Origin of the sequence: Tabrizicola flagellatus (assembly GCF_046295235.1) — a bacterium.
Lineage (GTDB): Bacteria > Pseudomonadota > Alphaproteobacteria > Rhodobacterales > Rhodobacteraceae > Tabrizicola > Tabrizicola flagellata_A.
Window position 1 is genome coordinate 1 of the sequence record NZ_JBKBLV010000010.1, and the last position, 26,066, is coordinate 26,066.

The 26,066-nt window shown below is 67.0% G+C and carries 26 protein-coding genes and 1 pseudogene; 12 read left to right on the forward strand and 15 right to left on the reverse strand.

Features of this window, described 5'->3' with window-relative positions:
- Window positions 1-210 precede the first annotated feature (210 nt).
- The 3 genes from phnE (ACK4IU_RS05785) to ACK4IU_RS05795 all read left to right on the forward strand — a co-directional run bounded on the left by phnE (ACK4IU_RS05785) (window position 211) and on the right by ACK4IU_RS05795 (window position 3,153).
- On the forward strand, window positions 211-1,014 hold the full coding sequence (gene phnE / locus ACK4IU_RS05785) for a phosphonate ABC transporter, permease protein PhnE (RefSeq protein WP_409732769.1): 804 nt from the start codon (window positions 211-213) through the stop codon (window positions 1,012-1,014).
- Between the two features lie 185 nt (window positions 1,015-1,199).
- Window positions 1,200-2,528 carry a phosphonate ABC transporter, permease protein PhnE gene (phnE, locus tag ACK4IU_RS05790; protein WP_409732572.1) on the forward strand — a complete coding sequence of 443 codons (1,329 nt, stop codon included), beginning with the start codon at window positions 1,200-1,202 and terminating at the stop codon, window positions 2,526-2,528.
- A 7-nt stretch (window positions 2,529-2,535) separates the two neighbouring features.
- Window positions 2,536-3,153: a chloramphenicol acetyltransferase gene (locus tag ACK4IU_RS05795; RefSeq protein WP_409732574.1), complete on the forward strand. Its 618-nt coding sequence runs from the start codon at window positions 2,536-2,538 to the stop codon at window positions 3,151-3,153.
- On the opposite strand, the gene phnF is transcribed toward ACK4IU_RS05795, so the two are convergent.
- The gene (phnF, locus tag ACK4IU_RS05800) at window positions 3,144-3,857 is read right to left on the reverse strand and encodes a phosphonate metabolism transcriptional regulator PhnF (RefSeq protein WP_409732771.1); all 714 of its coding nucleotides are present in this window, start codon (window positions 3,855-3,857) and stop codon (window positions 3,144-3,146) included. The two genes, ACK4IU_RS05795 and phnF, sit on opposite strands and share 10 nt — an antisense overlap.
- 114 nt (window positions 3,858-3,971) lie before the next feature.
- Between phnF and phnG the strand changes: the two genes are divergently transcribed.
- From phnG to phnN, 8 genes and pseudogenes are all read left to right on the forward strand, one after another.
- The gene (gene phnG, locus ACK4IU_RS05805; protein ID WP_409732576.1) at window positions 3,972-4,415 is read left to right on the forward strand and encodes a phosphonate C-P lyase system protein PhnG; all 444 of its coding nucleotides are present in this window, start codon (window positions 3,972-3,974) and stop codon (window positions 4,413-4,415) included.
- Window positions 4,412-4,981: a phosphonate C-P lyase system protein PhnH gene (phnH, locus tag ACK4IU_RS05810; protein ID WP_409732578.1), complete on the forward strand. Its 570-nt coding sequence runs from the start codon at window positions 4,412-4,414 to the stop codon at window positions 4,979-4,981. The genes phnG and phnH overlap by 4 nt, the downstream gene beginning before the upstream one ends.
- Entirely contained in the window at window positions 4,981-6,156 is a 1,176-nt protein-coding gene (locus ACK4IU_RS05815; RefSeq protein WP_409732580.1) for a carbon-phosphorus lyase complex subunit PhnI, read from the forward strand. Before phnH ends, ACK4IU_RS05815 begins: the two co-directional genes overlap by 1 nt.
- Window positions 6,153-6,731, forward strand: a complete 579-nt coding sequence (locus ACK4IU_RS05820) for a histidine phosphatase family protein (protein WP_409732582.1) — start codon at window positions 6,153-6,155, stop codon at window positions 6,729-6,731. Before ACK4IU_RS05815 ends, ACK4IU_RS05820 begins: the two co-directional genes overlap by 4 nt.
- Window positions 6,731-7,597, forward strand: a pseudogene (locus ACK4IU_RS05825) (alpha-D-ribose 1-methylphosphonate 5-phosphate C-P-lyase PhnJ); the annotation flags it as partial. The gene ACK4IU_RS05820 and the pseudogene ACK4IU_RS05825, both read left to right, overlap by 1 nt.
- A 164-nt stretch (window positions 7,598-7,761) precedes the next feature.
- Window positions 7,762-8,523 carry a phosphonate C-P lyase system protein PhnK gene (phnK, locus tag ACK4IU_RS05830; RefSeq protein WP_409732773.1) on the forward strand — a complete coding sequence of 254 codons (762 nt, stop codon included), beginning with the start codon at window positions 7,762-7,764 and terminating at the stop codon, window positions 8,521-8,523.
- Between the two features lie 4 nt (window positions 8,524-8,527).
- Window positions 8,528-9,211, forward strand: a complete 684-nt coding sequence (gene phnL / locus ACK4IU_RS05835; RefSeq protein WP_409732584.1) for a phosphonate C-P lyase system protein PhnL — start codon at window positions 8,528-8,530, stop codon at window positions 9,209-9,211.
- Window positions 9,208-9,732: a phosphonate metabolism protein/1,5-bisphosphokinase (PRPP-forming) PhnN gene (gene phnN / locus ACK4IU_RS05840; protein WP_409732586.1), complete on the forward strand. Its 525-nt coding sequence runs from the start codon at window positions 9,208-9,210 to the stop codon at window positions 9,730-9,732. Before phnL ends, phnN begins: the two co-directional genes overlap by 4 nt.
- Here the strand turns inward: phnN and ACK4IU_RS05845 are convergent.
- Window positions 9,714-10,394 (reverse strand): DUF1045 domain-containing protein, encoded by a 681-nt coding sequence (locus ACK4IU_RS05845; RefSeq protein WP_409732588.1) that lies wholly within the window; start codon window positions 10,392-10,394, stop codon window positions 9,714-9,716. The two genes, phnN and ACK4IU_RS05845, sit on opposite strands and share 19 nt — an antisense overlap.
- A 95-nt stretch (window positions 10,395-10,489) precedes the next feature.
- On the opposite strand from ACK4IU_RS05845, the gene ACK4IU_RS05850 reads away from it, so the two are divergent.
- Window positions 10,490-11,635, forward strand: a complete 1,146-nt coding sequence (locus ACK4IU_RS05850; protein ID WP_409732590.1) for an alpha-D-ribose 1-methylphosphonate 5-triphosphate diphosphatase — start codon at window positions 10,490-10,492, stop codon at window positions 11,633-11,635.
- A gap of 21 nt (window positions 11,636-11,656) precedes the next feature.
- Here ACK4IU_RS05850 and ACK4IU_RS05855 read toward each other — a convergent pair whose 3' ends face one another.
- The 13 genes from ACK4IU_RS05855 to ACK4IU_RS05915 form a co-directional block, all read right to left on the reverse strand.
- A complete protein-coding gene (locus tag ACK4IU_RS05855) occupies window positions 11,657-12,130 on the reverse strand; it encodes a hypothetical protein (protein ID WP_409732592.1) in 474 nt (157 codons plus the stop codon).
- Between the two features lie 92 nt (window positions 12,131-12,222).
- Window positions 12,223-12,699: a hypothetical protein gene (locus ACK4IU_RS05860; RefSeq protein ID WP_409732594.1), complete on the reverse strand. Its 477-nt coding sequence runs from the start codon at window positions 12,697-12,699 to the stop codon at window positions 12,223-12,225.
- A gap of 53 nt (window positions 12,700-12,752) precedes the next feature.
- Complete coding sequence (rpoD, locus tag ACK4IU_RS05865; RefSeq protein ID WP_409732596.1) at window positions 12,753-14,747, reverse strand: RNA polymerase sigma factor RpoD; 1,995 nt, start codon at window positions 14,745-14,747, stop codon at window positions 12,753-12,755.
- Between the two features lie 77 nt (window positions 14,748-14,824).
- Window positions 14,825-16,750 (reverse strand): DNA primase, encoded by a 1,926-nt coding sequence (gene dnaG / locus ACK4IU_RS05870; protein WP_409732598.1) that lies wholly within the window; start codon window positions 16,748-16,750, stop codon window positions 14,825-14,827.
- Between the two features lie 160 nt (window positions 16,751-16,910).
- Window positions 16,911-18,212: an NAD(P)/FAD-dependent oxidoreductase gene (locus tag ACK4IU_RS05875; RefSeq protein ID WP_409732600.1), complete on the reverse strand. Its 1,302-nt coding sequence runs from the start codon at window positions 18,210-18,212 to the stop codon at window positions 16,911-16,913.
- Window positions 18,212-19,567 (reverse strand): glutamine synthetase family protein, encoded by a 1,356-nt coding sequence (locus tag ACK4IU_RS05880; protein ID WP_409732602.1) that lies wholly within the window; start codon window positions 19,565-19,567, stop codon window positions 18,212-18,214. The genes ACK4IU_RS05875 and ACK4IU_RS05880 overlap by 1 nt, the downstream gene beginning before the upstream one ends.
- A gap of 42 nt (window positions 19,568-19,609) precedes the next feature.
- Window positions 19,610-20,317 (reverse strand): type 1 glutamine amidotransferase, encoded by a 708-nt coding sequence (locus ACK4IU_RS05885; protein WP_409732604.1) that lies wholly within the window; start codon window positions 20,315-20,317, stop codon window positions 19,610-19,612.
- A gap of 124 nt (window positions 20,318-20,441) precedes the next feature.
- Window positions 20,442-21,776 carry a glutamine synthetase family protein gene (locus ACK4IU_RS05890; protein ID WP_409732775.1) on the reverse strand — a complete coding sequence of 445 codons (1,335 nt, stop codon included), beginning with the start codon at window positions 21,774-21,776 and terminating at the stop codon, window positions 20,442-20,444.
- A gap of 190 nt (window positions 21,777-21,966) precedes the next feature.
- On the reverse strand, window positions 21,967-22,794 hold the full coding sequence (locus ACK4IU_RS05895; protein ID WP_149588054.1) for an ABC transporter permease: 828 nt from the start codon (window positions 22,792-22,794) through the stop codon (window positions 21,967-21,969).
- A 2-nt stretch (window positions 22,795-22,796) separates the two neighbouring features.
- The gene (locus ACK4IU_RS05900) at window positions 22,797-23,675 is read right to left on the reverse strand and encodes an ABC transporter permease (RefSeq protein ID WP_409732606.1); all 879 of its coding nucleotides are present in this window, start codon (window positions 23,673-23,675) and stop codon (window positions 22,797-22,799) included.
- Window positions 23,676-23,730: 55 nt separating this feature from the next.
- Complete coding sequence (locus tag ACK4IU_RS05905; RefSeq protein ID WP_409732608.1) at window positions 23,731-24,483, reverse strand: transporter substrate-binding domain-containing protein; 753 nt, start codon at window positions 24,481-24,483, stop codon at window positions 23,731-23,733.
- 35 nt (window positions 24,484-24,518) lie between these two features.
- Entirely contained in the window at window positions 24,519-25,226 is a 708-nt protein-coding gene (locus ACK4IU_RS05910) for a transporter substrate-binding domain-containing protein (RefSeq protein ID WP_409732610.1), read from the reverse strand.
- Between the two features lie 2 nt (window positions 25,227-25,228).
- On the reverse strand, window positions 25,229-26,008 hold the full coding sequence (locus ACK4IU_RS05915) for an ABC transporter ATP-binding protein (RefSeq protein WP_409732612.1): 780 nt from the start codon (window positions 26,006-26,008) through the stop codon (window positions 25,229-25,231).
- Window positions 26,009-26,066 lie beyond the last annotated feature (58 nt).

Genomic DNA, 26,066 nt, shown 5'->3' on the forward strand with positions numbered 1-26,066 from the left:
GACTTCGTGCCGGTGAAGCACGAGGACTATCTGGGCATCATCGCCGCCCGCAAGATGCAGGAAGGCATGTAAGCCACACCCTCGCCGGACCCCGCCGCTCCCCGGGGTCCGGCTTTTTCATTTCCGGATGATCCCATGGTCGATGTTGCCTTCGGCCCGGAGCGCGGTCAGCGCCCGGACCTCTCCGACAATCGCGAAGCCTATCTCGACATGGTCCGCCGCAAGCGGATGTATGGCGGCATCCTGCTGGTCATCTTTGTCGCGCTCATGGCCTCGGGCTGGATGCTGGCCGACCACCGCAACGCCGGCGGGTTCTGGAGCGGGCTGCATCAGGTGTTCGATTTTCCGTCCGAGGTCCTGTCCGAGGCCTGGGAAAAGCGCGCGAATCTGCCTGACCTGTTCTGGGACCATGTCCCGGCCCTGATCGAGACGCTGAACATCGCTGCTGTCGCCACGCTGATCGGCGCGCTGATGGCCATGGGCCTTTCGCTTCTGGCGACGCGAGGTCTGGCACGCTGGCCGCGGCTGATCCCGGTCTTTCGCCGCAGCATGGACGCGCTCCGCGCGATCCCCGAGATCGTCATCGCGCTGGTCCTGATCTTCATCCTTGGCGGCGGCCCGGTGCCGGCCGTCATTGCCATCGCGCTGCACACGGGCGGCGCGCTGGGCAAGCTGTTCTCGGAAGTGGCCGAAAACGCCGACCTGAAGCCGGTCGAGGGCCTGGCCTCGGTCGGGGCCAACTGGTCGCAGCGGATGTGGCTGGGCGTGATCCCGCAGGTCGCGCCGAACTGGCTGAGCTATGCGCTTCTCCGCTTCGAGATCAACGTACGCGCCTCGGCGATCCTCGGCTTCGTGGGCGAGGGCGGCATCGGCCATGACCTGAAGCTGGCGATGCAGTGGGGCCAGGGCCGCTATGACGAGGTCGTGGCGATATTCCTGCTGTTGTTCCTGACCATTGTGGTGATCGACCAGCTGTCCGACCACTACCGGCACAAGCTGGTGAAGGGGCATTGACCGATGCAGTCCTGCCCCTCCAGAGCCCGCCATCCGGCAGGCGCCCCCCACCCCCATCCCCTCCCCACGCGGGGGGAGGGGCGCCGCCCGGCCCATCCCCGGCCCTTCCTTCGCCATCCCACCCCACCCCTCCCCCCGCGTGGGGGAGGGGTGGGGTGGGGGGCCTCCAGCCCGGAGCTTGACGCATGACCGATGCCACCCTTGCCGGCCCCGCGCTGGCCGAGACCGTGACCCGCGCCTTCGACCGCAAGCGGCGGCTCGCATTTGCCATTCCGGCCGCGATCCTTGCCTACCTGATCTATGCCGCGATCAGCTTCGACATTGCGAGCCTGATGGCCCGCGCGCGCTTCGACAATGCGGCGATCCTTCTGTCGGACTTCTGGTCGCACAAGACCCATGTCACCCGCGACAACCGCACCGGCAAGCTGACCGTCGCCATAGAGGGCGAGGCCAAGGGCACCTATCCCGAGGGCCGTCTGCCCGACTGGATCAGCACCAGCGGCGACACGACGACGATCGACCTGGGTCAGGGCAACATCGTCACCTATGACGCCGACGGCGCGCGCTTTGTGGTGCCCGGCTATGGCACCATCGACATCCGCGAGGAGGGGGGCCGACCCGTCCTCACCGCGCCCGAGCCGATCCCCGACTGGATCAGCGTCGGCGAGAACCGCATCGGCGTCACCACGCCGGCGGGCCGGTTCAACTATACCCGCTCCAAGGTCGAGACCTTCAAGTACGAGCCGGGCTGGGAGCTGTGGTTCTTCACCCTCGACAGCCCGCTTTACGGCAAGTCCTTCGGCGAGCTGGCGGCCCTGACCGTGTCGGGCGAAAGGCTGGACCCTGCGCGGTCGAACCTGGCGCTGATGGCGTCGGAGTTCTGGACCAACAAGATGTGGCGCCATGGCGATGTGGCTTGGGCGATCTTCGAGACGATCCTGATGGCCTTCCTCGGCACGATGACGGCCGCGATCATCGCCCTGCCGCTGTCCTTCCTGGCCGCGCGCAATTTCATGTCCTTTGGCCCCCTGCGCTTTGCCGCGCGCCGGGTGTTCGACTTCGTGCGCGGGGTGGACGGGCTGATCTGGACCATCGTGTTGAGCCGCGCCTTCGGACCGGGGCCGATGACCGGGGCCATCGCCATCGCGCTGACCGACTCGGGCAGTTTCGGCAAGATGTTCTCGGAGGCGCTGGAGAACATCGACGAGAAGCAGGTCGAGGGCGTGCGTTCGACCGGCGCGAACGCGGTCCAGCGGGCGCGGTTCGGGGTGATCCCGCAGATCATGCCGGTTTTCCTGGCGCAAGTGCTCTACTACCTGGAATCGAACACCCGCAGCGCCACGGTGATCGGCGCCATCGTTGGCGGCGGGATCGGGCTTCTCCTGACCCAGGCGATCATCACCCAGAAGGACTGGGAGGAAGTGGCCTATTACATGGTCCTGATCGTGCTGATGGTGATGCTGATGGACAGCCTGTCGGGCTGGCTGCGGCGCAAGCTGATCAAGGGCGAATAGGCCGGTCATGCCGAAACTCTCGGCCGAGAGGCCCTTCGTCCATCCCGGCTGCCAGATCGTCAACTCGACCTTCGGCGCCTTCTGCGAGGTGGGCGAGGGGAGCCGCGTGCTCAACTCCGACTTCGGCGATTACGCCTATTGCGACCGGATGGCCGACATCGCCAACACCACGGTGGGCAAGTTCGCCAACATCGCCGCGATGACGCGGATCGGGCCGACCGACCATCCTTACACTCACGCCGCGCAGCATCATTTCCTCTACCGCTCCAGCTATTACTGGGACGACGCCGAGGATGACCCGGTGTTCTTCTCCGCCCGCGCCGTGCGGCGCATCGTGCTGGGGGCGGATTGCTGGATCGGCCATGGCGCGATCGTCAAGCCCGAGGTGACGCTGGGCATCGGGGCCGTGGTCGCAGCCGGAGCCGTGGTGACGAAGGACGTGGACCCCTTCATGATCGTCGCGGGCTGCCCGGCCCGGCCGCTCCGCAGCCGATTCCCGCAAGCCGTGATCGACCGGCTTTTGGCGCTGGCCTGGTGGGACTGGAGCCACGACCGCCTGCGCGCCGCGCTGATGGATTTCCGAGCGCTGAAGGCCGAGGCGTTCCTGGAGAAGTATCAGGGCTGATCGGCCACCGTCAGCGTCACCCGTTCGCCCGCGAACCAGGTCGTCCCGTGTTCCACCGGCCGCCCGGAGGGATCGACGTTGAGCGCGACCGTCCGCAGGACCGGCGCGCCGCTCCGCACCGAGAGCGTGACCGCCAGCACCGGATCGGCCAGTTGCGCGGTGATCCGCGTCTCGGAACGGGTGTAGTCGGCCAGCCCGAGCGCAGCCAGCGCGCGGGTGATTGACTGCGTCTCGCGCAGGGCGGCGGGCAGGCCGGGGAAGGGTGCGGCGGGAAAGACCGAGCGGAAGGCCGCGACCGGCTGGCCATCGGCCAGCGAGACACCCTCGACCACATGCACCGCCTCGTCCGGTTTCAGGCGCAGCGCCCGCGCTTCCTCGGTGTCGCAGGGGCGGGTCTCGACCCGGCTGATCCGGCGCGAGGGCGTCTGGCCCGCGGCCAGAACGTTCTGGTGGAACCGCACCCGGCGTCCCAGCGGATAGTCGGTCGGGCGCTGTGCGACGAAGACCCCCGCGCCGCGCCGGGAATGGACCAGCCCCGCCTCGGCCAGCGATGACAGCGCATGGCGGACCGTGTGGCGGTTCACGCCGAACCGGGCCGAGAGGGCCGCCTCGGTCGGCAGCCGGTCGCCGGGCCGGTAGTGGCCGGCGCCGATCTCGTCCCTCAGGGTGGCGGCAATGGCCGACCAGAGCGTATCCTTCATCAGGGGTTCCGTCACGAAAACTTCACAACTCTGCGGTTGGCCCCAGGGCGCCGGTGGTGTAGAATTTGTATAGTTGTCTAGTCAGATAGACAAGTCAATTCAGTTGTCGAGGTAGCCATGCCCGCACCGGATGCCGAGGCCCGCAAGGCCTGGATCGCCACGCTTGCCAAGGCCCCGCCCGCGCGTCTGGCCGACCTGATGCCCGAGCTTCCGCCGCATGACCTCCTGCGCGCGCCCGAGATCGGCGCGGTGATGGTGCGCGGCCGGACGGGCGGAACCGGGGCGGCCTTCAACCTCGGCGAGATGACAGTCACGCGCTGTTCGGTGCGGCTTGCCGACGGGCCGGTGGGCCATGCCTGGGTGCAGGGCCGCGACAAGGCCCATGCCCGCCGGGCCGCGGTGATCGACGCGCTGATGCAGACCGAGGCCGCGCCGGAGCTGTCGGCCCGCATCCTCGCCCCCCTCCGGGCCGAGGCCGAGGCCCACCGCGCCGCCCGCGCCGCGAGGGCCGCCGGGACGAAGGTCGAATTCTTCACCATGGTCAGGGGAGAGGATCAATGACGGCCCATGCGCTGCAAGGCGGGTTTGCCGAGGCCCCCGTCCAATCCGCCCGCGCCTTCCGCGAGATCCTCGAGGCCATGGCGCGCCCCGGCACGATCCGCCGGGTCGCGGGGGCGGAACCGCCGGCGCCCCTGTCGGTCGCGGCGGGAGTGGCGCTTCTGACGCTCTGCGATCCGACAACGGGGTTGCATCTGGCGGGCGCGGCCGACTGCCCGATGGTGCGCGACTGGGTGGCCTTCCACGTCGGCGCGCCCTTGGTCGCCGCCGAGGCCGCGGATTTCGCGCTGGGCACCTGGGAGGCGTTGCAGCCCGTCACCCGCTTCCGCATCGGGCAGCCGGATTATCCCGATCGGTCGGCCACGCTGATCGTCGAGTGCGAGCGGCTGGTCAACCATGGGCCCGCTCTGACCGGCCCGGGGATCGAGACCGCGACCTGGCTGAACCTGCCCGAGACGGCGGCCTTCCGCGCCAACCGGGCGCTGTTTCCCCTGGGCTTCGACTGCCTGTTCACCGCCGGCGACCGGATCGCCGGCCTGCCCAGGTCCACCCGCGTGGAGAAGATCTGATGTATGTCGCCGTCAAGGGTGGCGAACGCGCCATCGACAATGCGCACCAGTGGCTGGCCGAGGAACGCCGGGGCGACCGCGCAGTACCCGAACTGACCATCCCCCAGATCCGCGAGCAGATGAAACTGGCCGTCAATCGGGTCATGGCCGAGGGCTCGCTCTACGACCCCGACCTGGCCGCGCTGGCGATCAAGCAGGCGCGGGGCGACCTGATCGAGGCGGTGTTCCTGATCCGCGCCTACCGCACCACTCTGCCGCGTCTTGCGGGCTCGCGCCCGGTGGACACGGGCGCGATGGCGGTGGACCGGCGGATCAGCGCGACGTTCAAGGATCTGCCGGGCGGGCAGGTGCTGGGGCCGACCTTCGACTACACGCATCGCCTGCTGGACTTCGCTCTGATGGCAGAGGGTGAGGCGCCCGTGACCGAGCCCCCCACCCCCATCCCCTCCCCACGAGGGGGAGGGGAGGCTCCTGGCGCGGCGGCCAGGCAAGAGGCGCCTCCCTCCCCCCTGGTGGGGGAGGGATGGGGAGGGGGGGCACCCCATATCCCCCATGTCACGGGCTTTCTCAACCGCGACGGGCTGATCGAGGAAGCGCATCCCTCGGATGCGACGCCCCCCGACCTGACGCGCGAGCCGATGGAACTGCCCGCCGACCGGGCGCTGCGGTTGCAGGCGCTGGCGCGCGGGGACGAGGGGTTCGTCCTCGGCATGGCCTATTCCACCCAGCGCGGATATGGCCGGACGCACGCCTTCGTCGGCGAATTGCGCATCGGCCGGGTGGCGGTGGAGGTCGACATCCCGGAACTGGGATTTGCAGTCGAGATCGGCGAGATCGAGCTGACCGAATGCGAGACGGTGAACCAGTTCAAGGGCTCGAAAACCGAGCCGCCGCAGTTCACCCGGGGCTATGGCCTGGTCATGGGCCAGTCGGAACGCAAGGCCATCGCCATGAGCCTCGTGGACCGGGCCCTGCGCTGGAAGGAACTGGGCGAGGACTTCACCGGAGCCCCGGCGCAGGACGAGGAATTCGTGCTGATGCACTGCGACAATATCCAGGCCACGGGGTTCCTCGAACACATCAAGCTGCCGCATTACGTCGATTTTCAGGCCGAGCTGGAGCTGGTCCGCCGACTGCGAGCCGAGGCGCAAACCATGCAGGAGGCCGCGGAATGACCGCGCCCCGACGGATCATCTTCGTCACCCACGCCGAGGTCGAGATCGACCCCCACCGACCGGTGCAGGACTGGCCGCTGAACGCCCTCGGTCGGGAGCGACATGAAACGTTCTCGCACCATGACATCCTGCAGGGAGTCACCGCGATCTATTCCAGCGATGAACGCAAGGCCCGCGACGGTGCCGAGATCCACGCGGCCCATCTGGGTCTGGTGCCAAGGGTCTTGACCATGTTGGGCGAGAATGACCGTTCCGCCACGGGCTATCTGCCCCAGCCCGAATTCGAGGACATGGCCAATACCTTCTTCGCCAACCCCGACTGCCAGGTGCGTGGATGGGAAAGCGCGCGCGCCGCGCAGGCGCGCATCATCTCCGCTGTCCGTACGCTAGCCGAACTGGAGACGAGTCAGGGCGACATCCTGATCGTGTCGCATGGCGCCGTCGGTACTCTGCTGCGCTGCGCCTGCCTTGGCCGGGCGATCAGCCGGTCCGAGGACCAACCAGCGGGCGGTGGCAACTACTTCGTCATTCAGCTGCCGGATTGGATGACGCACCCGGAGTGGAGGACGATCTGATGACCGATCAGGCCTACAATTTCGCCTATCTCGACGAACAGACCAAGCGGATGATCCGCCGCGCGATCCTGAAGGGGATCGCGGTGCCCGGCTACCAGGTCCCCTTCGCCAGCCGCGAGATGCCGATGCCCTATGGCTGGGGTACGGGCGGGGTGCAGGTGACGGCGGCCTGCCTTGTGCCGGAGGACCGGCTGAAGGTCATCGACCAGGGCGCGGACGACACGACGAACGCGGTGTCCATCCGCCGCTTCTTCCAGCGCACCGCAGGCCTCGCCACGACCGAGGCCACCGCCGAGGCGACCGTCATCCAGACCCGCCACCGCATCCCGGAAACCCCGCTGAAGGCCGGTCAGATCCTGGTCTATCAGGTGCCGATCCCCGAACCCCTGCGGTTCCTCGAACCGCGCGAGACCGAGACGCGGAAGATGCACGAGCTTGAGGAATACGGGCTGATGCATGTGAAGCTTTACGAGGACATCGCGCGGCACGGGCAGATCGCGACCTCTTACGCCTATCCGGTCAAGGTCGAGGGGCGCTATGTGATGGACCCCTCGCCGATCCCCAAGTTCGACAACCCCAAGCTGGGCAACAACCCGGCGATCCAGCTGTTCGGGGCTGGGCGCGAGCAGCGGATCTATGCCGTGCCGCCCTGGAGCCGGGTCGAGAGCCTCGATTTCGACGACCACCCGTTCGAGGCCTCGAAGGCCCCGCACCACTGCGATCTCTGCGGGGCAGGGGACAGCTATCTGGACGAGGTGATTACCGATGACGCAGGCGGGCGGATGTTCGTCTGTTCGGATACCGATTTCTGCGCCGGGCGGCGGGCGAAGGGGCACCGCGGGCGGCTTTCCAGCGATGGAGTGGCCCCCCCACCCCATCCCTCCCCCACGAGGGGGGAGGGAGGCGCTTCGCTCGATGCCGTGGTGCATGGGAACGATCCTCTCGCCTCCCCTCCCCCTCGTGGGGAGGGGATGGGGGCGGGGGGCGCCGGGCCGGAGGGCACGGCATGACCCTGATGGAGCGCATGACCATGACCGACCAGCCGCTTCTGCGCGTCGAGGGGCTGACGAAACGCTATGGCCAGAGAATCGGCTGCGCGGATGTGTCCTTCGACCTTTACCCCGGCGAGGTGCTGGGGATCGTCGGCGAAAGCGGCTCGGGGAAATCGACGCTTCTGTCCTGCCTCGCCGGCCACCAGCGCCCGGACCTCGGCCGCATCGCCTATGACGGGCGCGACGTGCTGGCGATGAGTGAAGCCGAGCGTCGCCGGCTTTCCCGCACCGACTGGGCCTATGTCCACCAGAACCCGCGCGACGGGCTTCGGATGGGTGTTTCTGCGGGCGGCAACGTGGGCGAACGCCTGATGGCCGTCGGTGCCCGGCACTACGGAGATATCCGGGGCCAGGCGGCGGACTGGCTGGGCCGGGTCGAGATCGCCGCCGACCGGATCGACGACCGGCCCTCGGCCTTCTCGGGCGGCATGCAACAGCGGTTGCAGATCGCGCGGAACCTGGTGACGGGGCCCAGGCTCGTGTTCATGGACGAGCCGACCGGGGGCCTTGACGTCAGCGTGCAGGCGCGGCTTCTGGACCTGCTGCGCGGGCTGGTGCGCGACCTCGGCCTTTCCGTCATCATCGTGACGCATGACCTTGCGGTGGTGCGGCTGCTGGCGCATCGGCTGATGGTGATGAAATCGGGCCGGGTGGTGGAACAGGGCCTGACCGACCAGGTGCTGGACGACCCGCAGCACGCCTATACGCAACTGCTCGTCTCCTCCGTCCTGCAGGTGTAAGCCCATGATCCGCATCGAGAACCTGTCGAAGTCCTTCACGCTCCACAATCAGGGCGGCGCGGTGATCCCGGTGATGGCCGGCGCGGCCCTGACCGTCGGCCCCGGCGAATGCGTGGGCCTGACCGGCCAGTCGGGCGCGGGCAAGTCCACGCTGATGCGCATGGTTTACGGCAACTACCTGGCCGCCGGGGGCAGGCTGATGGTCGGCGACCTTGACGTGGCGACCGCCGAGCCGCGCCAGATCATCGCGCTGCGCCGCCAGACGCTGGGCTATGTCAGCCAGTTCCTGCGCGTCGTCCCTCGCGTGCCGACGCTGGAGGTGGTGGCCGAGCCGCTTCTGGCGCTGGGCACGCCGGCGGATCAGGCGCGCGAGCGGGCGGCGTCGCTTCTGCGGCGGCTGAACATCCCCGAACGGCTCTGGTCGCTGTCGCCCACCACCTTCTCGGGCGGCGAGCAGCAGCGGGTGAACATCGCGCGCGGCTTTGCCCATGCCTATCCGGCGCTTCTGCTGGACGAGCCGACCGCCAGCCTCGATGCCGCGAACCGCGAGGTCGTGCTGAACCTGATCGAGGAAGCCAAGGCGCGCGGCGCGGCGATCCTGGGCATCTTCCATGATGAGGCGGCCCGCGCGCGCGTCTGCGACCGGCTGGTCGATGTGACCGGGTTCACGCCGAAGGCCGCGGCATGATCTTCGCGGTGGTCGGTCCATCGGGCGCAGGCAAGGACACGCTGATCCTGGGCGCGATCGCCGCGCGGCCCGACCTTCGGCTGGTGCGCCGCGTCATCACCCGGCCCGCCGAGGCGGGAGGCGAGGAATTCGAGGGGGTCTCGGCGCCGGAGTTCGCCCTGCGCCGCGACCGGGGCGAGTTCGCCCTGTGGTGGGAGGCGCATGGCCTGTCCTACGGCATCCCGAAGGCGCAGGTGGAAGGGCCAGGCGACGTGATCTTCAACGGCAGCCGCGCGGCGCTTCCAGAGGCGGTCCGGGTCTTCCCCGACCTGCGGGTGATCCTGGTCACAGCGCCCGATGCGGTGCTGGCCGCCCGTCTGGCCGCCCGAGGGCGCGAGACCGAAGCCGACATCCATGCGCGGCTGGCCCGCGCGGCCTTCACCCTGCCGGAGGGCATCGCTGCCGAGACGGTGGTCAACGATGGCTCGCAGGAGGCCGGCGTGGCCCGGCTGCTGGCCGCGCTTCAGCCGGTCAGGGCATAGCGGTGCAGAAGATGGAACCGGCCCGCAGCATCCTCGCCGAACAGGCACAGGTCCTGAATCTCGAAGGGCCGGGGCAGGACATCGGCGAAATGCGCGCTGAGCGCCGCCATGGCGGGTGCGGGATCGGCCAGCCGGTCGGTCAGCGTCAGGTGGAAGCGGAATTCCTCCATGACGTAAGGATAGCCCCAGCGGTGCAGAAGCTCGCGCTGGCGGGGCGAGAGGGATTCGGGCCGGCGGCGGGCGATCTCGGCCTCGCTGAGCGGGGCGCGCAGGGCGTTCGTGCCCTCGACCACGGCGGCGCCGAGTTCCAGAAGCGCGGCCTCGCAGCCCTGAGGCGTCAGCGCGAGGAAACCGTGCAGGTTTTCGAGGATCAGCCCCTCGCAGGTGACGGGCGCAAGGCGGGTGGCGAGCGCGGCGACCGTGGCGGCGGCGGTCTCGGGCGTCACGCCCTCGACCAGCCGGAAGGGGGCGCGGATGGTGCCGTGAAAGCCGTAGCGGCGGGGATCGGCGGTGATTGCGGCGGGATCGGCGATGCCGGGCACCCCGGGTTGCGGCAGCTCCGCGCCGGTCGCGGGATCCCAGCCGAGCCATTCATTCGCGCGGGTGGCAAAGGCGCCGGGGCGCGGGGCGTAATAGACGGCGAAACGTTTCATCTGGTCCATGGCCGCGGGCGTAACGGGGCTGTGTCACATCCGTGTGACGCATCCGTGTCAGCAGACGCCAGCCGCAAGCGGGCCGCAAGACAAGAGAGTAGAAGATGACGACCGAGACGATCCTGGCCAATGCCACCCTGGTCCTGCAGACCGAGACCCTGCGGGGCCAGGTCCGCATCCGGGACGGCCGCATCGCCGACATCGCCGAAGGGACGACGGTGCCGACGGGGGCGGTGGACTGCGGCGGCGACCTGGTGATGCCGGGGCTGATCGAGCTGCACACCGACAACCTCGAACGCCACATCCAGCCGCGCCCCAAGGTGGACTGGCCGCACGCCGCCGCGATCATCGCCCATGACGCGGAGCTCGCCTCGGTCGGCATCACCACGGTGTTCGATGCGCTGCGGGTGGGGTCGGTCGTGTCGAACGCCAAGATGAACTACGGCGAATATGCCCGGGCGCTGGCGGACGAGATCCTGGGCCTGCGGGCACAGGGTGTCCTGCGGATCAGCCATTTCCTGCACCTGCGCGCCGAGGTCTGTTCCGAAACCCTTATCGAGGAGCTGGACAAGTTCGGCCCCGAGGACCGGATCGGCATCGTCAGCCTTATGGACCACACGCCCGGCGCCCGGCAGTTCCGCGACATCTCGAAACTGAAGGATTACTACGTCGGCAAATACGGGATCTCGGAAACCGAATGGGAGGCCCATGTCGCCACCCAGAAGGCGCTCCGCGACAAGCTGGGCGCGGCGCACGAAGCGGCGGCGGTGGCGGCCGCTCGCCGCTATGGCGCGGTTCTGGCCAGTCATGACGACACCGAGCCCGAACATGTGGTGCAATCCGCCGCCCATGGCGCGCATTTCGCCGAGTTCCCGACCACGGTCGAGGCGGCGCAGGCCTGCCAGGACCATGCGATCAAGGTGATGATGGGCGCGCCGAACCTGATCCGCGGCGGCAGCCATTCCGGCAACGTGGCGGCGCAGGAGCTGGCCGAGGCGGACCTCCTCGACATCGTCTCGTCGGACTATGTGCCCTCGTCGCTTCTGTCGGCGGCGCTGATGCTGGGCGATCTCTGGGGCGACCTTGCACGGGGCGTCGCCACGGTGACGGCGGCCCCGGCGAATGCGGTGGGCCTCGACGACCGCGGGACCATCGCAGAGGGCCATCGGGCCGATCTGGTCCGGGTGACGCGGATCGGCCAGGCCGGCGCGATCCGGGGCGTGTGGGTGCAGGGCAACCGCGTGGGCTAGGCCGGGTGGGCGGCGCGGGGGCTAGTTGCAGACCCGCTGCCAGGACCGGCTGTCGAAATCCCAGCACTGGCCGATGGCTTCCTTCAACTCGTAGATCACGTCCAGCGACTGGCTGGGCGTGCCCGGGTCGCAGGTCAGCCGCGCGACCGTGGCCTCACCCTGCAACACTGTGACACCGCCGCGGAGCCCGGTCGTCGATTCCGGGTCGCGGGTGACGCTGGTCCAGACCTCGTAAGCGTAGCCCTGGTTCTGGAAGGCGACGGTTTCCCAGATGTCGCTGCCGATGCCGGGCCAGGGGGTGAAGGCCAGGGTGTCGAGCGGCTGGGAGAGGGAAAGTTCGGGCCTTTCCGCCGGGCCGTAGCTGTAGGTCAGGCGGCCCATCTCATGGCAAAGCCGCAGTGATTTGCCCTTGATCGTGCAGGAAAAGACCTCGGCGCTGGTCGGGCAGGCGGCCGCGGGGCTCGCGAGGGCGATGAGGAGAAGGGCTGTGCGCATGAGGGGCCTCAGGTCTGGCGCAGAGTGTGTGGCGAGAGGGGGTGGGGGCGCAAGATCAGGAGGGCGGGGCCCTCGGAAGAACGTTCTTGCGCTCAGCTTCCTGCTGCTGCAGCAACTAAATCAATTATGGGTTTCCAGTTTTCGGAATATTTGTCCGCCCATCCCTTACGGTACACAACACCGTTCAACACAATTGTTTTCGGGTTGGGTGCAAATACACGGACCGTGCTGTCCTTGTGAGGTTCGCCCTTCCTTCCTGGCCTCCTCAGCCAATCCTCATGCCCAAGTCGCACATATTCAGAAACGACTTTGCTTGGAATTACGAGTAGTTCGCTTGCCACGCCTTTGTAACTGTCTTCAAAACCGACGAAGACATAGAATAGTTCGGGTGCACTCAATTGTTCTGCAAGTGGCGTGAGCCGCCAAGGTAGTCCTCGACGACCAATCTTCGTCTTTACTTGAAGCGAAGCGAAGGATCGTCCCTCTGAATTTGTGACAACTATGTCGACGCCTTTTGCTCCCTCCGGTGCCGGACATGCCGTAATTCCCATAAGCAGCAGACGGCTCATCACATAGTGCTCACCGGCAGCGCCCAGAAGCTTTGATTGAGCAGAAGTCTCCCTCACTGATCCAGGAAACTCCGCAGCTTCCGGCTCCGGCTCGGGTGCTTCAGCTTCCGCAGCGCCTTTGCCTCGATCTGGCGGATCCTCTCGCGCGTCACGCTGAACTGCTGGCCGACCTCTTCCAGCGTGTGATCGGTGTTCATCCCGATCCCGAAGCGCATCCGCAGGACCCGCTCCTCGCGCGGGGTCAGCGAGGCGAGGACGCGGGTCGTCGTCTCCTTCAGGTTCTCCTGAATGGCGGAATCCAGCGGCAGGATCGCGTTCTTGTCTTCGATGAAGTCGCCAAGCTGGCTGTCCTCCTCGTCGCCGATGGGGGTTTCCAGCGAGATCGGCTCCTTGGCGATCTTCATCACCTTGCGGACCTTTTCCAAGGGCATCTGGAGCTTTTCGGCCAGTTCCTCGGGCGTCGGTTCGCGGCCGATCTCGTGCAGCATCTGGCGCCCCGTCCGGACCAGCTTGTTGATCGTCTCGATCATGTGGACCGGGATGCGGATCGTGCGGGCCTGGTCGGCGATGGAGCGGGTGATCGCCTGGCGGATCCACCAGGTCGCGTAGGTGGAGAACTTGTAGCCCCGGCGGTATTCGAACTTGTCCACCGCCTTCATCAGGCCGATGTTGCCTTCCTGAATGAGATCAAGGAATTGCAGCCCGCGGTTGGTGTATTTCTTCGCAATGGAGATCACCAGCCGCAGGTTCGCCTCGACCATTTCCTTCTTGGCCTGACGCGCTTCCTTCTCGCCCTTCTGGACCTGGTTCACGATCCGGCGGAATTCACTGATGTCCACGCCGACATACTGGCCGACCTGGGCCATCTCGGCGCGCAGTTCCTCGACCTTGTCGCGGCTCCGCTCGATCAGCGCCTGCCAGCCGCGCCCGGACTTCTGGGCCATGCGGTCCAGCCAGGTCGGGTCAAGCTCGTAGCCCTGGTATTCCTGGATGAATTCCTGCCGGTTGATCCGCGCCGCATCGGCCAGCTTCACCATGGCCGAGTTGATGGACATGATCCGCTTGTTGATCCCGTAAAGCTGGTCGATCAGCGCCTCGATCCGGCTGTTGTTCAGGTGCAACTCGTTGACCAGAAGCACGATTTCCGACCGCAGCTTCTGATAGGCGGCCTCGTCGGCGGTGGAAAACCGCTGCGACGACGACAGCGTCGCATTCATCCGGCTTTCCTGCATCTCGGCCAGCTTGTCATAGTCGCGCGCGATCAGGTCGAGCGTTTCCAGCACGCGCGGCTTCAGCGCGGCCTCCATCGCGGCCAAGGACATGTTCGAGGCTTCGTCATCCTCGTCCTCGTCCATCTCGCGCAGGATCGGGTTGCCGTCGGCATCAAGTTCCGGCTCGGCGCTGGAGGCCCGGCGCGGGGCGGCCTCGCCCACGCCCACCTCGTCCAGCGCGGGGCCGTCCATCTCGCCCTCCTCGCCATCGAGACTGCGGCCGAAGGTGGCTTCAAGGTCGATGACGTCGCGAAGGAGGATGTCCTCGTTCAGAAGTTCGTCGCGCCAGATGATGATGGCCTGGAAGGTCAGCGGGCTTTCGCAAAGCCCGGCGATCATCGTGTTGCGCCCGGCCTCGATACGCTTGGCGATGGCGATTTCGCCCTCGCGCGACAGGAGTTCCACCGACCCCATCTCGCGCAGGTACATCCGCACCGGGTCGTCGGTGCGGTCCAGCGTTTCCGTCGTGGTGCCTGCGACCGCGATCTCGCGGCTGGTCGAGGTTTCCACCAGCTCGCCGGCTGGCGCCTCGCCTTCCTCGACTTCTTCGTCCTCGATGATGTTGATGCCCATTTCCGACAGCATCGACATCACGTCCTCGATCTGTTCCGAGGACACCTGTTCCGGCGGCAGGACGGTGTTCAGCTGGTCATAGGTGATGTAGCCGCGCTCCTTCGCGTCGGCGATCATCTTCTTGACCGCCGCCTGGCTCATGTCGAGCGAGACATCCGCGTCGTCGGTTTCCGGCTTGGCGTCGTCGGTGTCCTTGAGGGCCATTGAGTCTCCTATCGGCGCGAATCGGGGCGTGGCTTGGTCGAATCAATAACGCGAATCAGGCTGGGGGAAAGGCCGAATCAGCGGTTTTTCTTGACCCAGACCTGGCTATCGATGAGGGATTGCAGATGTCTTGACAGGGCGGCGCGGTCTTCGCCGAGATCCTGGCTGTCGCTTTGCGCCATCCGTTCCGAGCGGTGGCGGGCCTCGGCCGCCTGGGACAGGCGCCAGGTCAGGCCTTCGTCGGGCAGGCCGTCCATATCCTCCATCGCATCCTCGATCTCGCGGCGCGCGCCCCTTCGGGCTTCCAGCTTGGCCAGTTCCTCGGCCAGACACAGCGCGGCGAGGTCGTCGTCCTGGCGGTTGCGGACCGGGGGGGCGATGGCGACATGGGGACGCGACATGAGCGCGTCAAGGGCTGCGGGCGCGGACTGGGCGATCTTTGCGTGCAGATCGGGCATGTCAGCGCCAGCAAGAATCATCTGGCGCAGGGTGTCGTGGTCCTCGCCCGTCAGGTCCAGCCGTTCCAGCGCGGATTCGAAGCGGTGGATCAGGGCCGGGTGCAGGATCAGGGTCGCCAGGATCACCGCCTCGCGCAGGATTTCGTCGACCGGGCCTTGCGCCTGGGCCAGAAGCGAGGAGCGGGTGCTGGCCAGTGCGCCGCCGGGGGGCGCGAACTTGCGGCCGCGCCAGGGGCCGGGCTGGAAGGGGCGGGCCTGATTGGCACCGAACAGCTCCAGCCGCAGGCGTTTCATCTCCTCGGCGTAATGGGTCCTGATCGAGGGGTCGGTGATCCGGGCGAGGTGGCCGCGCAGGGTCTTGTCCAGCGCAGCCCGGCGTTCCGGGCTGTCGAAGACGCGGCCCTCGGTCTCGCGCTGCCACAGAAGCTGGACCATGGGCTTGGCCTGGTCGAGCACCGCCTGCATCGCGGGCGCGCCCTGGGCCTTCAGAAGGTCGTCCGGGTCCATGCCACCGGGCAGGATCGCGATTCGCAGCGCCTTGCCGGCCTCGAGGAGCGGCAGCGCCAGGTCGATCACCCGCTGCGCGGCCTTGAGCCCCGCGTTGTCGCCGTCCAGCGCCATGATCGGCTCGTCCGCGATGCGCCAGATCATGCGCAACTGGTCCTCGGTGACGGCTGTCCCCAGCGGTGCGACGGCGGCGGTGAAGCCGGCCTCGGACAGGGCAATCACGTCCATGTAGCCTTCGGCCACGATCAAGGGCTTGCCCTTTCCCGCAGCCTCGCGCGCGGGGGCGTGGTTGAAGATGGTGCGGCCCTTGTCGAACAGCTCGGTCTCAGGCCCGTTCAGGTACTTGGCCTGGGCGTTGGGGTCGAGGGAGCGGCCGCCAAGGCTGATCGGGCGGCCGCGCGTGTCCTTGATCGGAAAGATGATGCGCGCGCGGAACCGGTCGTAAAGGCTGCCGTCGTCCGCCCTGGCGATCAGGCCGGAGGCGACCATCAGGTCGGGCGGGATGCCCTTCGCTGCCAGCGCATCCTTCAGCGCGTGACGCGAAGCGGGGGCCCAGCCGATGTCCCAGCGGTCCCAGGCGGCCTCGGTCAGGCGGCGTTTCTGGGAAAGGTAAGTGCGCGCCTCGGCCCCTCCGGCGGTCTTCAGTTGCAGGCGGTAGAAGCTGATCGCCTCGTCCATCACCTGCTGGAGAAGCGTCCGGCGGTCGGCCCGCTCGGCGGCCCTAGGGTCGCGGGCGGGCAGCTGCATCCCGGCCTCGCGGGCGAGGATTTCCACCGCCTCCATGAAGCCGAGGTTCTCGGACTCCTTCACGAAGGTGACCGCATCGCCCTTCGCGTGGCAGCCGAAGCAGTAGTAGAAACCCTTGCGGTCATCGACGTGGAAGCTGGCCGACTTTTCCTGGTGAAAGGGGCAGGGCGCCCAGAAATCGCCCTTGGCCATGTTCGACTTGCGCATGTCCCAAGTGACTTTCCTGCCCACGATGGAGGACAGGGTTACCCTTGTGCGCAGCTCGTCGAGGAATCCGGTCGGCAGGGACATGGGTCCGCTTATACCAGATCGCGCGCCGGGTGCAGCCCCCCGGGGGCGCTTCGCCCCCCGGGGCCTCCCGAGAGTATTTGTGCAAGGGGCAAGTGCATTTGCCCTTTTGCAAATACTCCACGGGGGTGCGGGGGTGTGAAACCCCCGCCGCCGACCGGGGTCAGACGCCCAGCCGGTCTCGCATCGCGTACCAGGTCATGGCGGTAACGAGGAGCGGCCAGCGCAGCAGCGCGCCGCCGGGGAAGCGGTATTGCGGCAGGCTCGCCATCAGGTCGAAGCGTTCCATCTGGCCTGCCGTGGCCTCGGCCATCAGCTTGCCCGCCAGCGTGGCCATGGCGACGCCGTGGCCCGAGTAGCCGGAGGCGGACAGGACGTTCTGGCCGGGCCTCGTGAAACAGGGCATTCGGTTCACGGTGATCGCGAGCGTGCCGCCCCAGGCGTAATCGATCCGGGTCTTGGCCAGTTGCGGATAGACCTTCAGCATGGGTTTCGAGACGGTGCGGATGATGTCGGGGAAGCGGTAGCCGTAGCTTTCTCCACCGCCGAAAAGCAGGCGGTTGTCCTCGCTGAGGCGCCAGTAGTTCACCACGAAGCGGGTGTCGGCGACGGCGACGGGTTCGGACAGAAGGTCCTTGGCCGCTTCACCCAAAGGTTCAGTTGCGACGATGAAGTTGTTGATCGGCATGACTTTTGCCGAAACCCTGGGGCTGAGTTGCCCAAGATAGCCGTTTCCGGCAAGGATCACCGTGGCGCAATCGACCTGGCCCGAGGGCGTGCGGACCACGGGCCGCGCGCCCGGTTCAACGCGGTGAACCTCGCTGAGTTCGTGGATCTGAACGCCCGCCTTCGCCGCCGCCTGCGCCAGGCCGATGGCGTAGTTCAGGGGGTGCAGGTGGCCCGCGTCGCGGTCGATCTCGCCGCCGACATATTCGGTCGAGCCGATGAGGCGGCGGATGCCGGTTCTGTCCAGCGTTTCAAGGTGCTGGTAGCCGTAGTCGCGGTGCAGCTTCTCGGCATAGGCATGGGTGTCGCAGACCTCGGCCTCGGTCCGGCAGGCATGGGCGATGCCGGGGTGGAAGGTGACCGGCATGGCGTGGTCACGCACCAGCGCCTTGACCAGGGCCTTGGCTTCCTCGGCCAGGTCCCAGAGCCGGTGGGCGTTTTCGCGTCCCACGGTCTTTTCCAGCCAGACCTGATCCTGCCGCTGGCCCGACCCGACCTGCCCGCCGTTGCGGCCCGAGGCGCCGAAGCCCACGCGGTGCGCCTCGAGGAGCACCACGTCGAAGCCCTTCTGCGCCAGGTGCAGCGCGGCGGACAGGCCGGTGTAGCCGCCGCCCACGACGCAGACATCTGCCCGGGTTGCGCCCTTCAGGACCGGGAAGCGGTCGATGGGCGCGGCGGTGGCGGCATAGTAGCTTTGCGGCCATTCCCCGCGCCGGTCGTTGATGTGCAAAAGGTTCATCAGACGTTCAGAAGCAGGTGTTCGCGTTCCCAAGGCGAGATGACTTGCAGGAACTCCTTGTATTCGTTGCGCTTCACGCTGTCGTAGACCTTGATGAAGTCCTGCCCCATCACCTCTTTCAGCGCCTCGTCCTCGTCGAGAAGGTCGAGCGCGTCGCCCAGGTTCACCGGGATGTCCTCGCTGTCGATATAGGCCGAGCCGGTGAATTCGGGCCGTGCCTGAACCTTGTTCATCAGGCCCAGGTAGCCGCAGGCCAAGGTGGCAGCGATGCCGAGATAGGGGTTGCAGTCCATCCCCGGCAGGCGGTTTTCCACCCGGCGGGCGGCGGACCCCGAGATCGGGATGCGGAGGCCCGTGGTGCGGTTGTCGCGGCCCCATTCCAGGTTGATGGGCGCGGCGAAGTCGGGGACGTAGCGGCGGTAGCTGTTCACATAGGGCGCGAACAGGGCCACGGCGGCGCCGAGGTGCTTCTGCAAGCCGCCGATGAAGTGGAGGAAGGCTTCCGTCTCCACCCCCTTGGGTCCTGCAAAGATGTTCTTGCCGGTTTTCGTGTCCACGACCGACGTGTGGATGTGCATCGCCGACCCCGGCTCGCCGGCGATGGGTTTGGCCATGAAGGTGGCGAAACAGTCGTGGCGCAGCGCCGCCTCGCGGATCAAGCGCTTGAAGAAGAAGACGTCGTCGGCCAGCCTAACCGGGTCGCCATGGGCGAGGTTCAGCTCGATCTGGCCCGCGCCGCCTTCCTGGAGGATGCCGTCGATCTCCAGCCCCTGTGCCTCGGCATAGTCGTAGATGTCGTCGATGACCTTGCCGTATTCGTCCACTGCCGACATCGAATAGGCCTGTTTCCCTGCCGCGCGGCGGCCGGAGCGGCCCATGGGCGGGATCACCGGCATGTTGGGGTCGATGTTGCGGGCGGTCAGGAAGAATTCCATCTCGGGTGCCACCACGGGCCGCCAGCCCTGCGCGGCGTATAGGTCGACGATGCGACGCAGCACGTTGCGGGGGCTGAAGGGGACGAGGTTCCCCTGCTGGTCCTTGGCGTCGTGGATGACCTGAAGCGTCACGTCCGCCGTCCAGGGCGCGGCGGTGGCGGTGGACCAGTCGGGCTCCAGGATCATGTCGGGTTCGGTGAAGGCGTCGAAGGGGTTGTCGGCCCATTCGCCGGTGATCGTCTGCAGGAAGATCGAGTTCGGCAGGAAGTAGCTGGTCTGCTTGGCGAACTTGTTCGCGGGCATCGCCTTGCCGCGCGCCACGCCGGCGATGTCGCCGATGATGCATTCCACTTCGTCCACCCGGCGGTTGCCGATGTAGTCGCGCGCTGCCTCGGGCAGCTGGTCGGTCCACTTGGACATCTGTCACACATTGGTTGGGGGTGGCCCCCGCGGCCGACAGGGTCAGGCGCGGAGCTTCTCGGCCCCGGTTTTCTTCGCTTGGTGGGTCAGGAAGAAGTCCGCGATCCGGTCGGCCATCGACGGGCTGTCGAGGGTCGTGTCGAGCCGCTTGGTGGCATCGGCAAGAAGCGCGTCGGGGACCAGACCCGGCCCCCGGACCTTGATGAGCCCCTCCATGAACTCCTTGCGGAATTCGGGGTGGGGCTGGACGGTGAACATGCGGTCGTCGTAGAGCAGCGCCGCGTTTTCGCACATCGCGGTCGAGGCGAGGACCTTCGCGGTTTCCGGCTTCTTCACCACCTGGTCCTGGTGCCAGGCGTTGAGCGTGTAGGTGCGGTCGCCGAAGTCGTATTCGGTGGGGCCCACGGTCCAGCCGCCCCCGAATTTCTCGACCTTGCCGCCCATGGCCTGCGCGATGATCTGGTGGCCGAAGCAGATGCCGACCACGGGAACATGGGCGGCATAGGCCGCACGGATGAAATCCTCGAGCGGCGGGATCCAGTCGTGGGGTTCGTAGGCGCCATGGCGCGAGCCGGTGATTAGCCAGCCGTCGCACTCGTGCACCGAAGCCGGGAACTCGTTCCGCAGCACGGCCCAGCGGCGGAAGGTCAGGCCCTTGCCGGCAAGCAGGGTCTCGAAGAAATCCGGGTAGTCGCCCTGGTCGCGCAGCGCGTCGGGGCTTTCGCCGGTCTGGAGGATGCCGATCTGCATGCTTCGTATCCCTTTTTCCTCAAGGTGGGAGCAGAGAGTGGGTCCGGTCAAGGGGGGCTCGTCGTGCGCCTTCGGCTTCTCCTCGCGGATGCTGCGACGAGGGCCGAAGGCGACCGGGGAGCCGTCAGACGGTGTCGAGGTAAAGCTCCACCCGTTCCTCGGGCGAGAGCTCGGCGATGTAATGCAGTTCCTGCCGCTTGGTCTGCACCAGGTTGCGGATCAGTTCCTTCGGCAGGAAACGGTAGAGGATGTCCGAGTTTTCGAAGGCATCGATCGCGGCTTCCCAGGTCGCGGGGATCTGCGGCAGATCCATCGCATAGGCGTTGCCGGTGACGGCGGGCGGGGGTTCGACCTCGTCCTCGATGCCGGTGAGCGCGGCGCCAAGGATCGCGGCCAGCATCAGGTAGGGGTTCACGTCGCCGCCGGCCACGCGATGCTCGATCCGCCGGGCGCTTGGGTTGCCGGCGGGAATGCGGATCGCGGCGGTGCGGTTCTCGTAGCCCCAGGAGATCGCGGTGGGGGCGTGCCGGCCCGGCACCAGGCGTTCGTAGCTGTTCAGATGCGGCGCGAAGAGCAGCGTGGAGTCGTGCATCGCCGCAAGGCAGCCGGCGACGGCATGGCGCAGCTGCGCAGTGCCCTTCGGGCCGCCGGAATCGAAGATGTTGTCGCCCTTTTCGTCGATCACCGAGAAATGCGTGTGCAGGCCCGAGCCGGAATAGTCGGCATAGGGCTTGGCCATGAAGCTGGCGGCAAAGCCGTGGCGGCGGGCAAGGCCCTTGACCAGCATTTTGAACAGCCAGGCATCGTCGGCGGCGCGCAAGGCATCGTCGCAATGCATCAGGTTCACCTCGAACTGCCCCAGCCCGGTTTCCGAGGTGGTGGTGTCGGCCGGGATGTCCATCGCCTCGCAGGCGTCGTAGAGGTCGGTGAAGAAGGTGTCGAAGGCATCCAGCGCGCGGATCGACAGCGTCTCGGCCGCCTTGCGGCGCTTGCCCGAACGCGGCGAGGGCGGGACCTGAAGGGTCTTGCCCGAGTCGTCGATCAGGAAGAATTCCAGTTCCATCGCGCAGACCGGTGTCAGGCCGCGTGCCTTGTAGCGGTCAACCACCGCGCGCAGCGCATGGCGCGGGTCGCCCTCGTAAGGCTGCCCGTTCTCGCGGAACATCCAGATGGGCAAGAGGGCGGTCGGCGCCTCGAGCCAGGGCATCGGCATGAAGCCCCGTTCTGTGGGTTTCAGCACCCCGTCCTGGTCGCCCTGTTCGAAGACCAGCGGGCTGTCGTCGATGTCCTCGCCCCAGATGTCAAGGTTCAGGACCGAGAAGGGGAACCGCGTTCCGTCCTTCACGACCTTTTCGGCAAAGCGGGCGGGCACGCGCTTGCCGCGCGCCTGGCCGTTCAGGTCAGCCGCGGCCACGCGGATGGTGCGCACGTCCGGGTGCTTTCTGAGGTAGTCTTTCATGTTCATGTCGTTGCTAGGTCAAGGCACGATCTGCCCGCGCCCGCAGCCAGCCATGGCTGCCCCTTGCGCAGGATGGGACCATGCCCTTGGCCCTTCCCCTGGTTTCGATCTCCTACCCCCGCGGGCCTTCTTTTCGGCTTTGCCGCAGGGTCCGGACGGGTGCCCGGATAATTTGATCAAAAGTAGCCTACTACCGGATCAGGTTCGGACGCAAGCGGATTCTGCTGCGGGTGTTGGCCGGCAGGTGCCGGTTCAGGCGCCGGTTCACCAGACCATAGAAGTAGGTCACGGCGAGCGTCAGCAGGATGAAATAGAAGGCGACGATCGGATAGGGGATGAAGGGGTTGAAGGTCTTGTCGGCGAAATAGTTGGCGTAGTAGAGCGCGTCGCCCTTCTGCTGGAAGGCCGGGAAGCCCGAGAAGAACACCAGCGTCGTGGCGTGGAACAGGAAGATGGCCTCGTTGGTGTAGGCGGGCCAGCCCAGGCGCAGCATGGTCGGCCATTCGATGCGGATGAACTTCTTCCAGCCGGTCAGGCCGTAAGCCTCGGCGGCCTCGAGGTCGCCCTTCGGGATCGACTTAAGCGCGCCGTGGAAGATCTCGGCGGAATATGCGGCGGTGTTCAGGAACAGGACAAGGAGCGCCCCGGCCCAGGCCCGGGTGGTCCAGGCGGTGTTGAGGTGGATGCCCAGGATGTCCACACCGCCCTTGGGCAGGAGGACCAGCGCCTCATAGGCCAGGAAGAACTGGATGAAGAGCGGAGAGCCGCGGAAGACGAAGACGAACCAATCGGCGGGCTTGCGGATCAGGGGATTGCGGGCGGTCCGGGCCAGTGCGATGGCATTGGCAAGGAAGAAGCCCCCGGCCAGCGCCAGGATGCCGAAATAGAGGTTCCAGATCATCCCCGACCCGATCAGGGTGAACTGCTGGCACAGCGTGAAATCCGACCGGGGCAGAAGGTTTTCGCCGATCCCGATCGAGCGCAGGCCATAGGCCTGGATCGTTTCCCAGCAGGTCATGCTCATGCCCCGGCCCTCCGCAGGGCTTCGCCGCCGGCCGTGGCCTGACCGTGGCTCAAACGGCGTGTCAGACGCGAGATGCCGATTTCCGAGATGCGGGTGAACAGGAGGTAGAAGACCATAAGCGCCAGGAAATACCACAGCCGCCAGTCGCCATGCGGGTATTCGTAGGCCTGCGTCTTGGACCCGCCGAGTTCGCGGGCGTAGTAGACGATGTCCTTGACGCCCAGGAGGAACAAAAGCGGCGTGGCCTTGATGAGGATCATCCACAGGTTCCCCAGCCCCGGCAGCGCGTAGATCCACATTTGCGGGATGAGGATGCGGCGGAAGACCTGGGAACGGCTCATCCCGTAGGCCTCGGCGGTTTCCAGTTGCGCGCGGGGGACGGCGTTCATCGCGCCGTAGATGACGTTGGCCACGAAGGCGCCGAAGACTATGGCGAAGGTGACGACGGCCAGCATGAAGCCGTAGGCCTGGTGCCAGAAGGCCGAGGACCGGGCGAGCGGCACCTTGGCCTCGGGGCAGACGCGGAATTCGAGGCCCTGCCAGGGCCAGGCGTGGTTCTCGCAGACCATCAGGCTCTTGCCGTATTCGATGATCTGGTCCAGCGCGATGACGAAGAAGAGGAAGAAGATGATGTCGGGCACGCCGCGCACCATCCAGATGTAGAGCTTGCCCAGCCAGCTGACCGGCGCGATGTGCGACCGGGCGGCGGTGGCGCCGACGAAGCCCATGGCCAGCGCCGCCGGGGCGGTGATCGCCAGGAGAAAAAGGACGGTCAGGAAGGACCAGTAGAACAGGACATGCTTGGCCGATGTCAGGTAGCAGACGGCCCAGGTCAGGCCCTCGATGGCTTTCGGATCGGCGCAGAATTCGAACATTCGCAGGTCCCGTTTCAAGGGTGGGGCGGGCCCGGAGGCCCGCCCGGTTCAGGCCTCAGCAGCCTTCCTTGCCGGCATCGCCCCAGGTCTTGGCCTCGGGTCCGAAATATTCCGGCTTGACGATCATGGCGTCCAGCGTGCCGTCGCACTTCATCGACTTGATCGCTTCGTCGAACTTGGCCCGCAGCTCCTTGTCGCTTTCGCGGAAGCCGAGGCCCACGCCGCCGCCGATCGACTCTTCCTTCTCCAGCAGCACCAGCGCGCCGCCCGATTCCGCAGCGATCGGCGCCAGGTAGTCCTTGTCGGCCAGCACCGCCACCGCCTCGCCATTCTTCACCGCCGCGACGGTTTCCTCGGGCGTGGCGTATTCGACCAGCTGCATGCCGTTCTCGGCCACGAAGGCAGCCTGGATGGTGGAGGTCTGCGCGGCCACCGGGCCGGACTTCAGGTCCACATCCGCCGAGAGTGCCAGATAGGCCGAGGAGGCCGGCGGCAGGTAGCCCTGGCTGAAGTCGATCACCGCCTCGCGTTCCTCGGTGATGCTCATCCCGGCCATGATCACGTCATAGTTGCCCGACTGCAGGTTCGGAATGATCGAGTCCCAGTCGTTCACCACCCATTCGCAGGTCAGTCCGGCGCGCTTGCACAATTCGTCGCCGAGTTCGCGCTCGAAGCCCGCGACCTCGCCCGCGTCGTTGATGAAGTTGTAGGGCGGGTAGGCGCCTTCGGTGCCCAGACGCACGATGTCCTGCGCCTGGACAGCGCCGCCGATCGCCACGAGGGCGGTTGCGGTCAGTAGTCGTTTCATCCTTGGTCTCCCCTGTTGGATGCTTGCCGTGCCGGTCATTCGAACCAGCGGTTTTCCAGGCTGGCAAGCGTGCCGTCGCGACGCATCGCGTCAAGCGCACCGTTCAGCCGGCCCAGAAGCTCGTCGTTCCCCTTGCAGACGGCCATCGCCACGCCGTCGTCGGGGATCATTTCGGAATAGAGAAACTCCAGCCCTTCGGCGGTAACGAAGGCGTGGATGTCGGCGCGGGACTGGAACGGACCCAACGCGAGGCCGACCTTGCCCGAAGCGACCGCCTCCAGCACCTGCGGCTCGGTCGGGAAGGTGGTATAGCTGTAACCCATCCGGCGCAGATGCGCCTCGTGCACCGTGCCCGACTGCACGCCGATCTCGGCCGTGGCAGGCGGCGGCGCACCCGGCGGGCCGATGTACCATTCCTCGGGGTCGGTGCCGTGGTAGGGTGTGGTGAAATCGACCAGGGCACGGCGGTCGTCCGTGATCGCCATGCCGCCGAGGACCACGTCGAAGCGTCCCGTCATCACCCCCGGGATCAGCTGGTCGAAGTTCGCCAGTTCCCAGGAGCAGGAGAGGGAGGCGCGGGCGCAGACCTCGTCCATCACGTCGCGTTCGAAGCCCGTGATCTGACCGGCTTCGTCCAGGTAGGTATAGGCCGGGAACGGCGCGTCGGTGCCGATCACCACGGGCTCCGAGCCAGCGAGCACGAGCCCGGTCAGGACAAGCGCAATGGTCCCGGCACAGGCCATCGTCAGCCCGCCGTCGCCGAGAGGAACCCGCGCAGCCGCTCGCTTTGCGGGTTGCCGAACAGGTCCGCCGGCGCGCCCTGTTCCTCGATCCGGCCCTTGTGCAGGAAGATGACGTGATCGGAACAGTCCGCCGCCAGCTTCATGTCATGCGTGACCAGAAGCATCGTCCGCCCCTCGTCGGCGAGCGCCTTGATGACCTTGACCACCTCCTGCTCCAGTTCGGGGTCGAGCGCCGAGGTCGGCTCGTCGAACAGAAGCGCGCGCGGCTCCATGCAGAGCGCCCGGGCGATCGCCGCGCGCTGCTGCTGGCCGCCTGACAGTTGCGCCGGCCAGGCGTCGGCCTTGTCGCCGATGCCCACCTTGGCCAGATACTCGCGCGCCGTGACCTCGACCTCCTTCGGGTCGCGCTTGAGCACCGTGACCGGCGCCTCCATCACGTTCTGCAGGATGGTCATGTGGGACCAGAGGTTGAACTGCTGGAACACCATCGACAGGTTGGTGCGGATCCGGGTTACCTGCTCGCGGTCGGCCGGGTGGCGATGCAGCCCCTCGCCCTTCCAGCGCACCGCCTCGCCTTCAAAGCGGATCTCGCCCTGCTGGCTGTCCTCCAGAAGGTTGCAGCAGCGCAAAAGCGTGGACTTCCCGGACCCGGACGAGCCGATCAGCGACACCACATGCCCGCGCGGCGCCACCAGATCGACCCCTTTCAGCACCTCCAGCGGACCATAGCTCTTGTGCAGGTCGCGGATTTCGATGACCGGGGTGTCGGTGGCGTCTGGCATGAGTTCTTCTGTGTCAGGCAGTCTGGCCCGCAAGTAGGGAGCAGATTCCGCGGCATTG

Excerpts from the sequence above, each read along its gene's own strand:
- ACK4IU_RS05860 (WP_409732594.1), bottom strand. The coding sequence starts at position 12,699 with ATGAGCCGTCTGCTGCTTATGGGAATTACGGCATGTCCGGCACCGGAG.
- rpoD (WP_409732596.1), bottom strand. The coding sequence starts at position 14,747 with ATGGCCCTCAAGGACACCGACGACGCCAAGCCGGAAACCGACGACGCG.
- ACK4IU_RS05890 (WP_409732775.1), bottom strand. The coding sequence starts at position 21,776 with ATGAAAGACTACCTCAGAAAGCACCCGGACGTGCGCACCATCCGCGTG.
- ACK4IU_RS05845 (WP_409732588.1), bottom strand. The coding sequence starts at position 10,394 with ATGGACCAGATGAAACGTTTCGCCGTCTATTACGCCCCGCGCCCCGGC.
- ACK4IU_RS05880 (WP_409732602.1), bottom strand. The coding sequence starts at position 19,567 with ATGTCCAAGTGGACCGACCAGCTGCCCGAGGCAGCGCGCGACTACATC.
- phnH (WP_409732578.1), top strand. The coding sequence starts at position 4,412 with ATGACGGCCCATGCGCTGCAAGGCGGGTTTGCCGAGGCCCCCGTCCAA.
- phnE (WP_409732769.1), top strand. The coding sequence starts at position 211 with ATGGTCCGCCGCAAGCGGATGTATGGCGGCATCCTGCTGGTCATCTTT.
- ACK4IU_RS05855 (WP_409732592.1), bottom strand. The coding sequence starts at position 12,130 with ATGCGCACAGCCCTTCTCCTCATCGCCCTCGCGAGCCCCGCGGCCGCC.
- ACK4IU_RS05915 (WP_409732612.1), bottom strand. The coding sequence starts at position 26,008 with ATGCCAGACGCCACCGACACCCCGGTCATCGAAATCCGCGACCTGCAC.
- ACK4IU_RS05900 (WP_409732606.1), bottom strand. The coding sequence starts at position 23,675 with ATGTTCGAATTCTGCGCCGATCCGAAAGCCATCGAGGGCCTGACCTGG.
- phnL (WP_409732584.1), top strand. The coding sequence starts at position 8,528 with ATGATCCGCATCGAGAACCTGTCGAAGTCCTTCACGCTCCACAATCAG.
- ACK4IU_RS05910 (WP_409732610.1), bottom strand. The coding sequence starts at position 25,226 with ATGGCCTGTGCCGGGACCATTGCGCTTGTCCTGACCGGGCTCGTGCTC.
- ACK4IU_RS05820 (WP_409732582.1), top strand. The coding sequence starts at position 6,153 with ATGACCGCGCCCCGACGGATCATCTTCGTCACCCACGCCGAGGTCGAG.
- phnK (WP_409732773.1), top strand. The coding sequence starts at position 7,762 with ATGACCGACCAGCCGCTTCTGCGCGTCGAGGGGCTGACGAAACGCTAT.
- ACK4IU_RS05850 (WP_409732590.1), top strand. The coding sequence starts at position 10,490 with ATGACGACCGAGACGATCCTGGCCAATGCCACCCTGGTCCTGCAGACC.
- ACK4IU_RS05875 (WP_409732600.1), bottom strand. The coding sequence starts at position 18,212 with ATGAACCTTTTGCACATCAACGACCGGCGCGGGGAATGGCCGCAAAGC.
- phnE (WP_409732572.1), top strand. The coding sequence starts at position 1,200 with ATGACCGATGCCACCCTTGCCGGCCCCGCGCTGGCCGAGACCGTGACC.
- ACK4IU_RS05905 (WP_409732608.1), bottom strand. The coding sequence starts at position 24,483 with ATGAAACGACTACTGACCGCAACCGCCCTCGTGGCGATCGGCGGCGCT.
- dnaG (WP_409732598.1), bottom strand. The coding sequence starts at position 16,750 with ATGTCCCTGCCGACCGGATTCCTCGACGAGCTGCGCACAAGGGTAACC.
- ACK4IU_RS05885 (WP_409732604.1), bottom strand. The coding sequence starts at position 20,317 with ATGCAGATCGGCATCCTCCAGACCGGCGAAAGCCCCGACGCGCTGCGC.
- ACK4IU_RS05815 (WP_409732580.1), top strand. The coding sequence starts at position 4,981 with ATGTATGTCGCCGTCAAGGGTGGCGAACGCGCCATCGACAATGCGCAC.
- ACK4IU_RS05795 (WP_409732574.1), top strand. The coding sequence starts at position 2,536 with ATGCCGAAACTCTCGGCCGAGAGGCCCTTCGTCCATCCCGGCTGCCAG.
- phnG (WP_409732576.1), top strand. The coding sequence starts at position 3,972 with ATGCCCGCACCGGATGCCGAGGCCCGCAAGGCCTGGATCGCCACGCTT.
- ACK4IU_RS05895 (WP_149588054.1), bottom strand. The coding sequence starts at position 22,794 with ATGACCTGCTGGGAAACGATCCAGGCCTATGGCCTGCGCTCGATCGGG.
- phnN (WP_409732586.1), top strand. The coding sequence starts at position 9,208 with ATGATCTTCGCGGTGGTCGGTCCATCGGGCGCAGGCAAGGACACGCTG.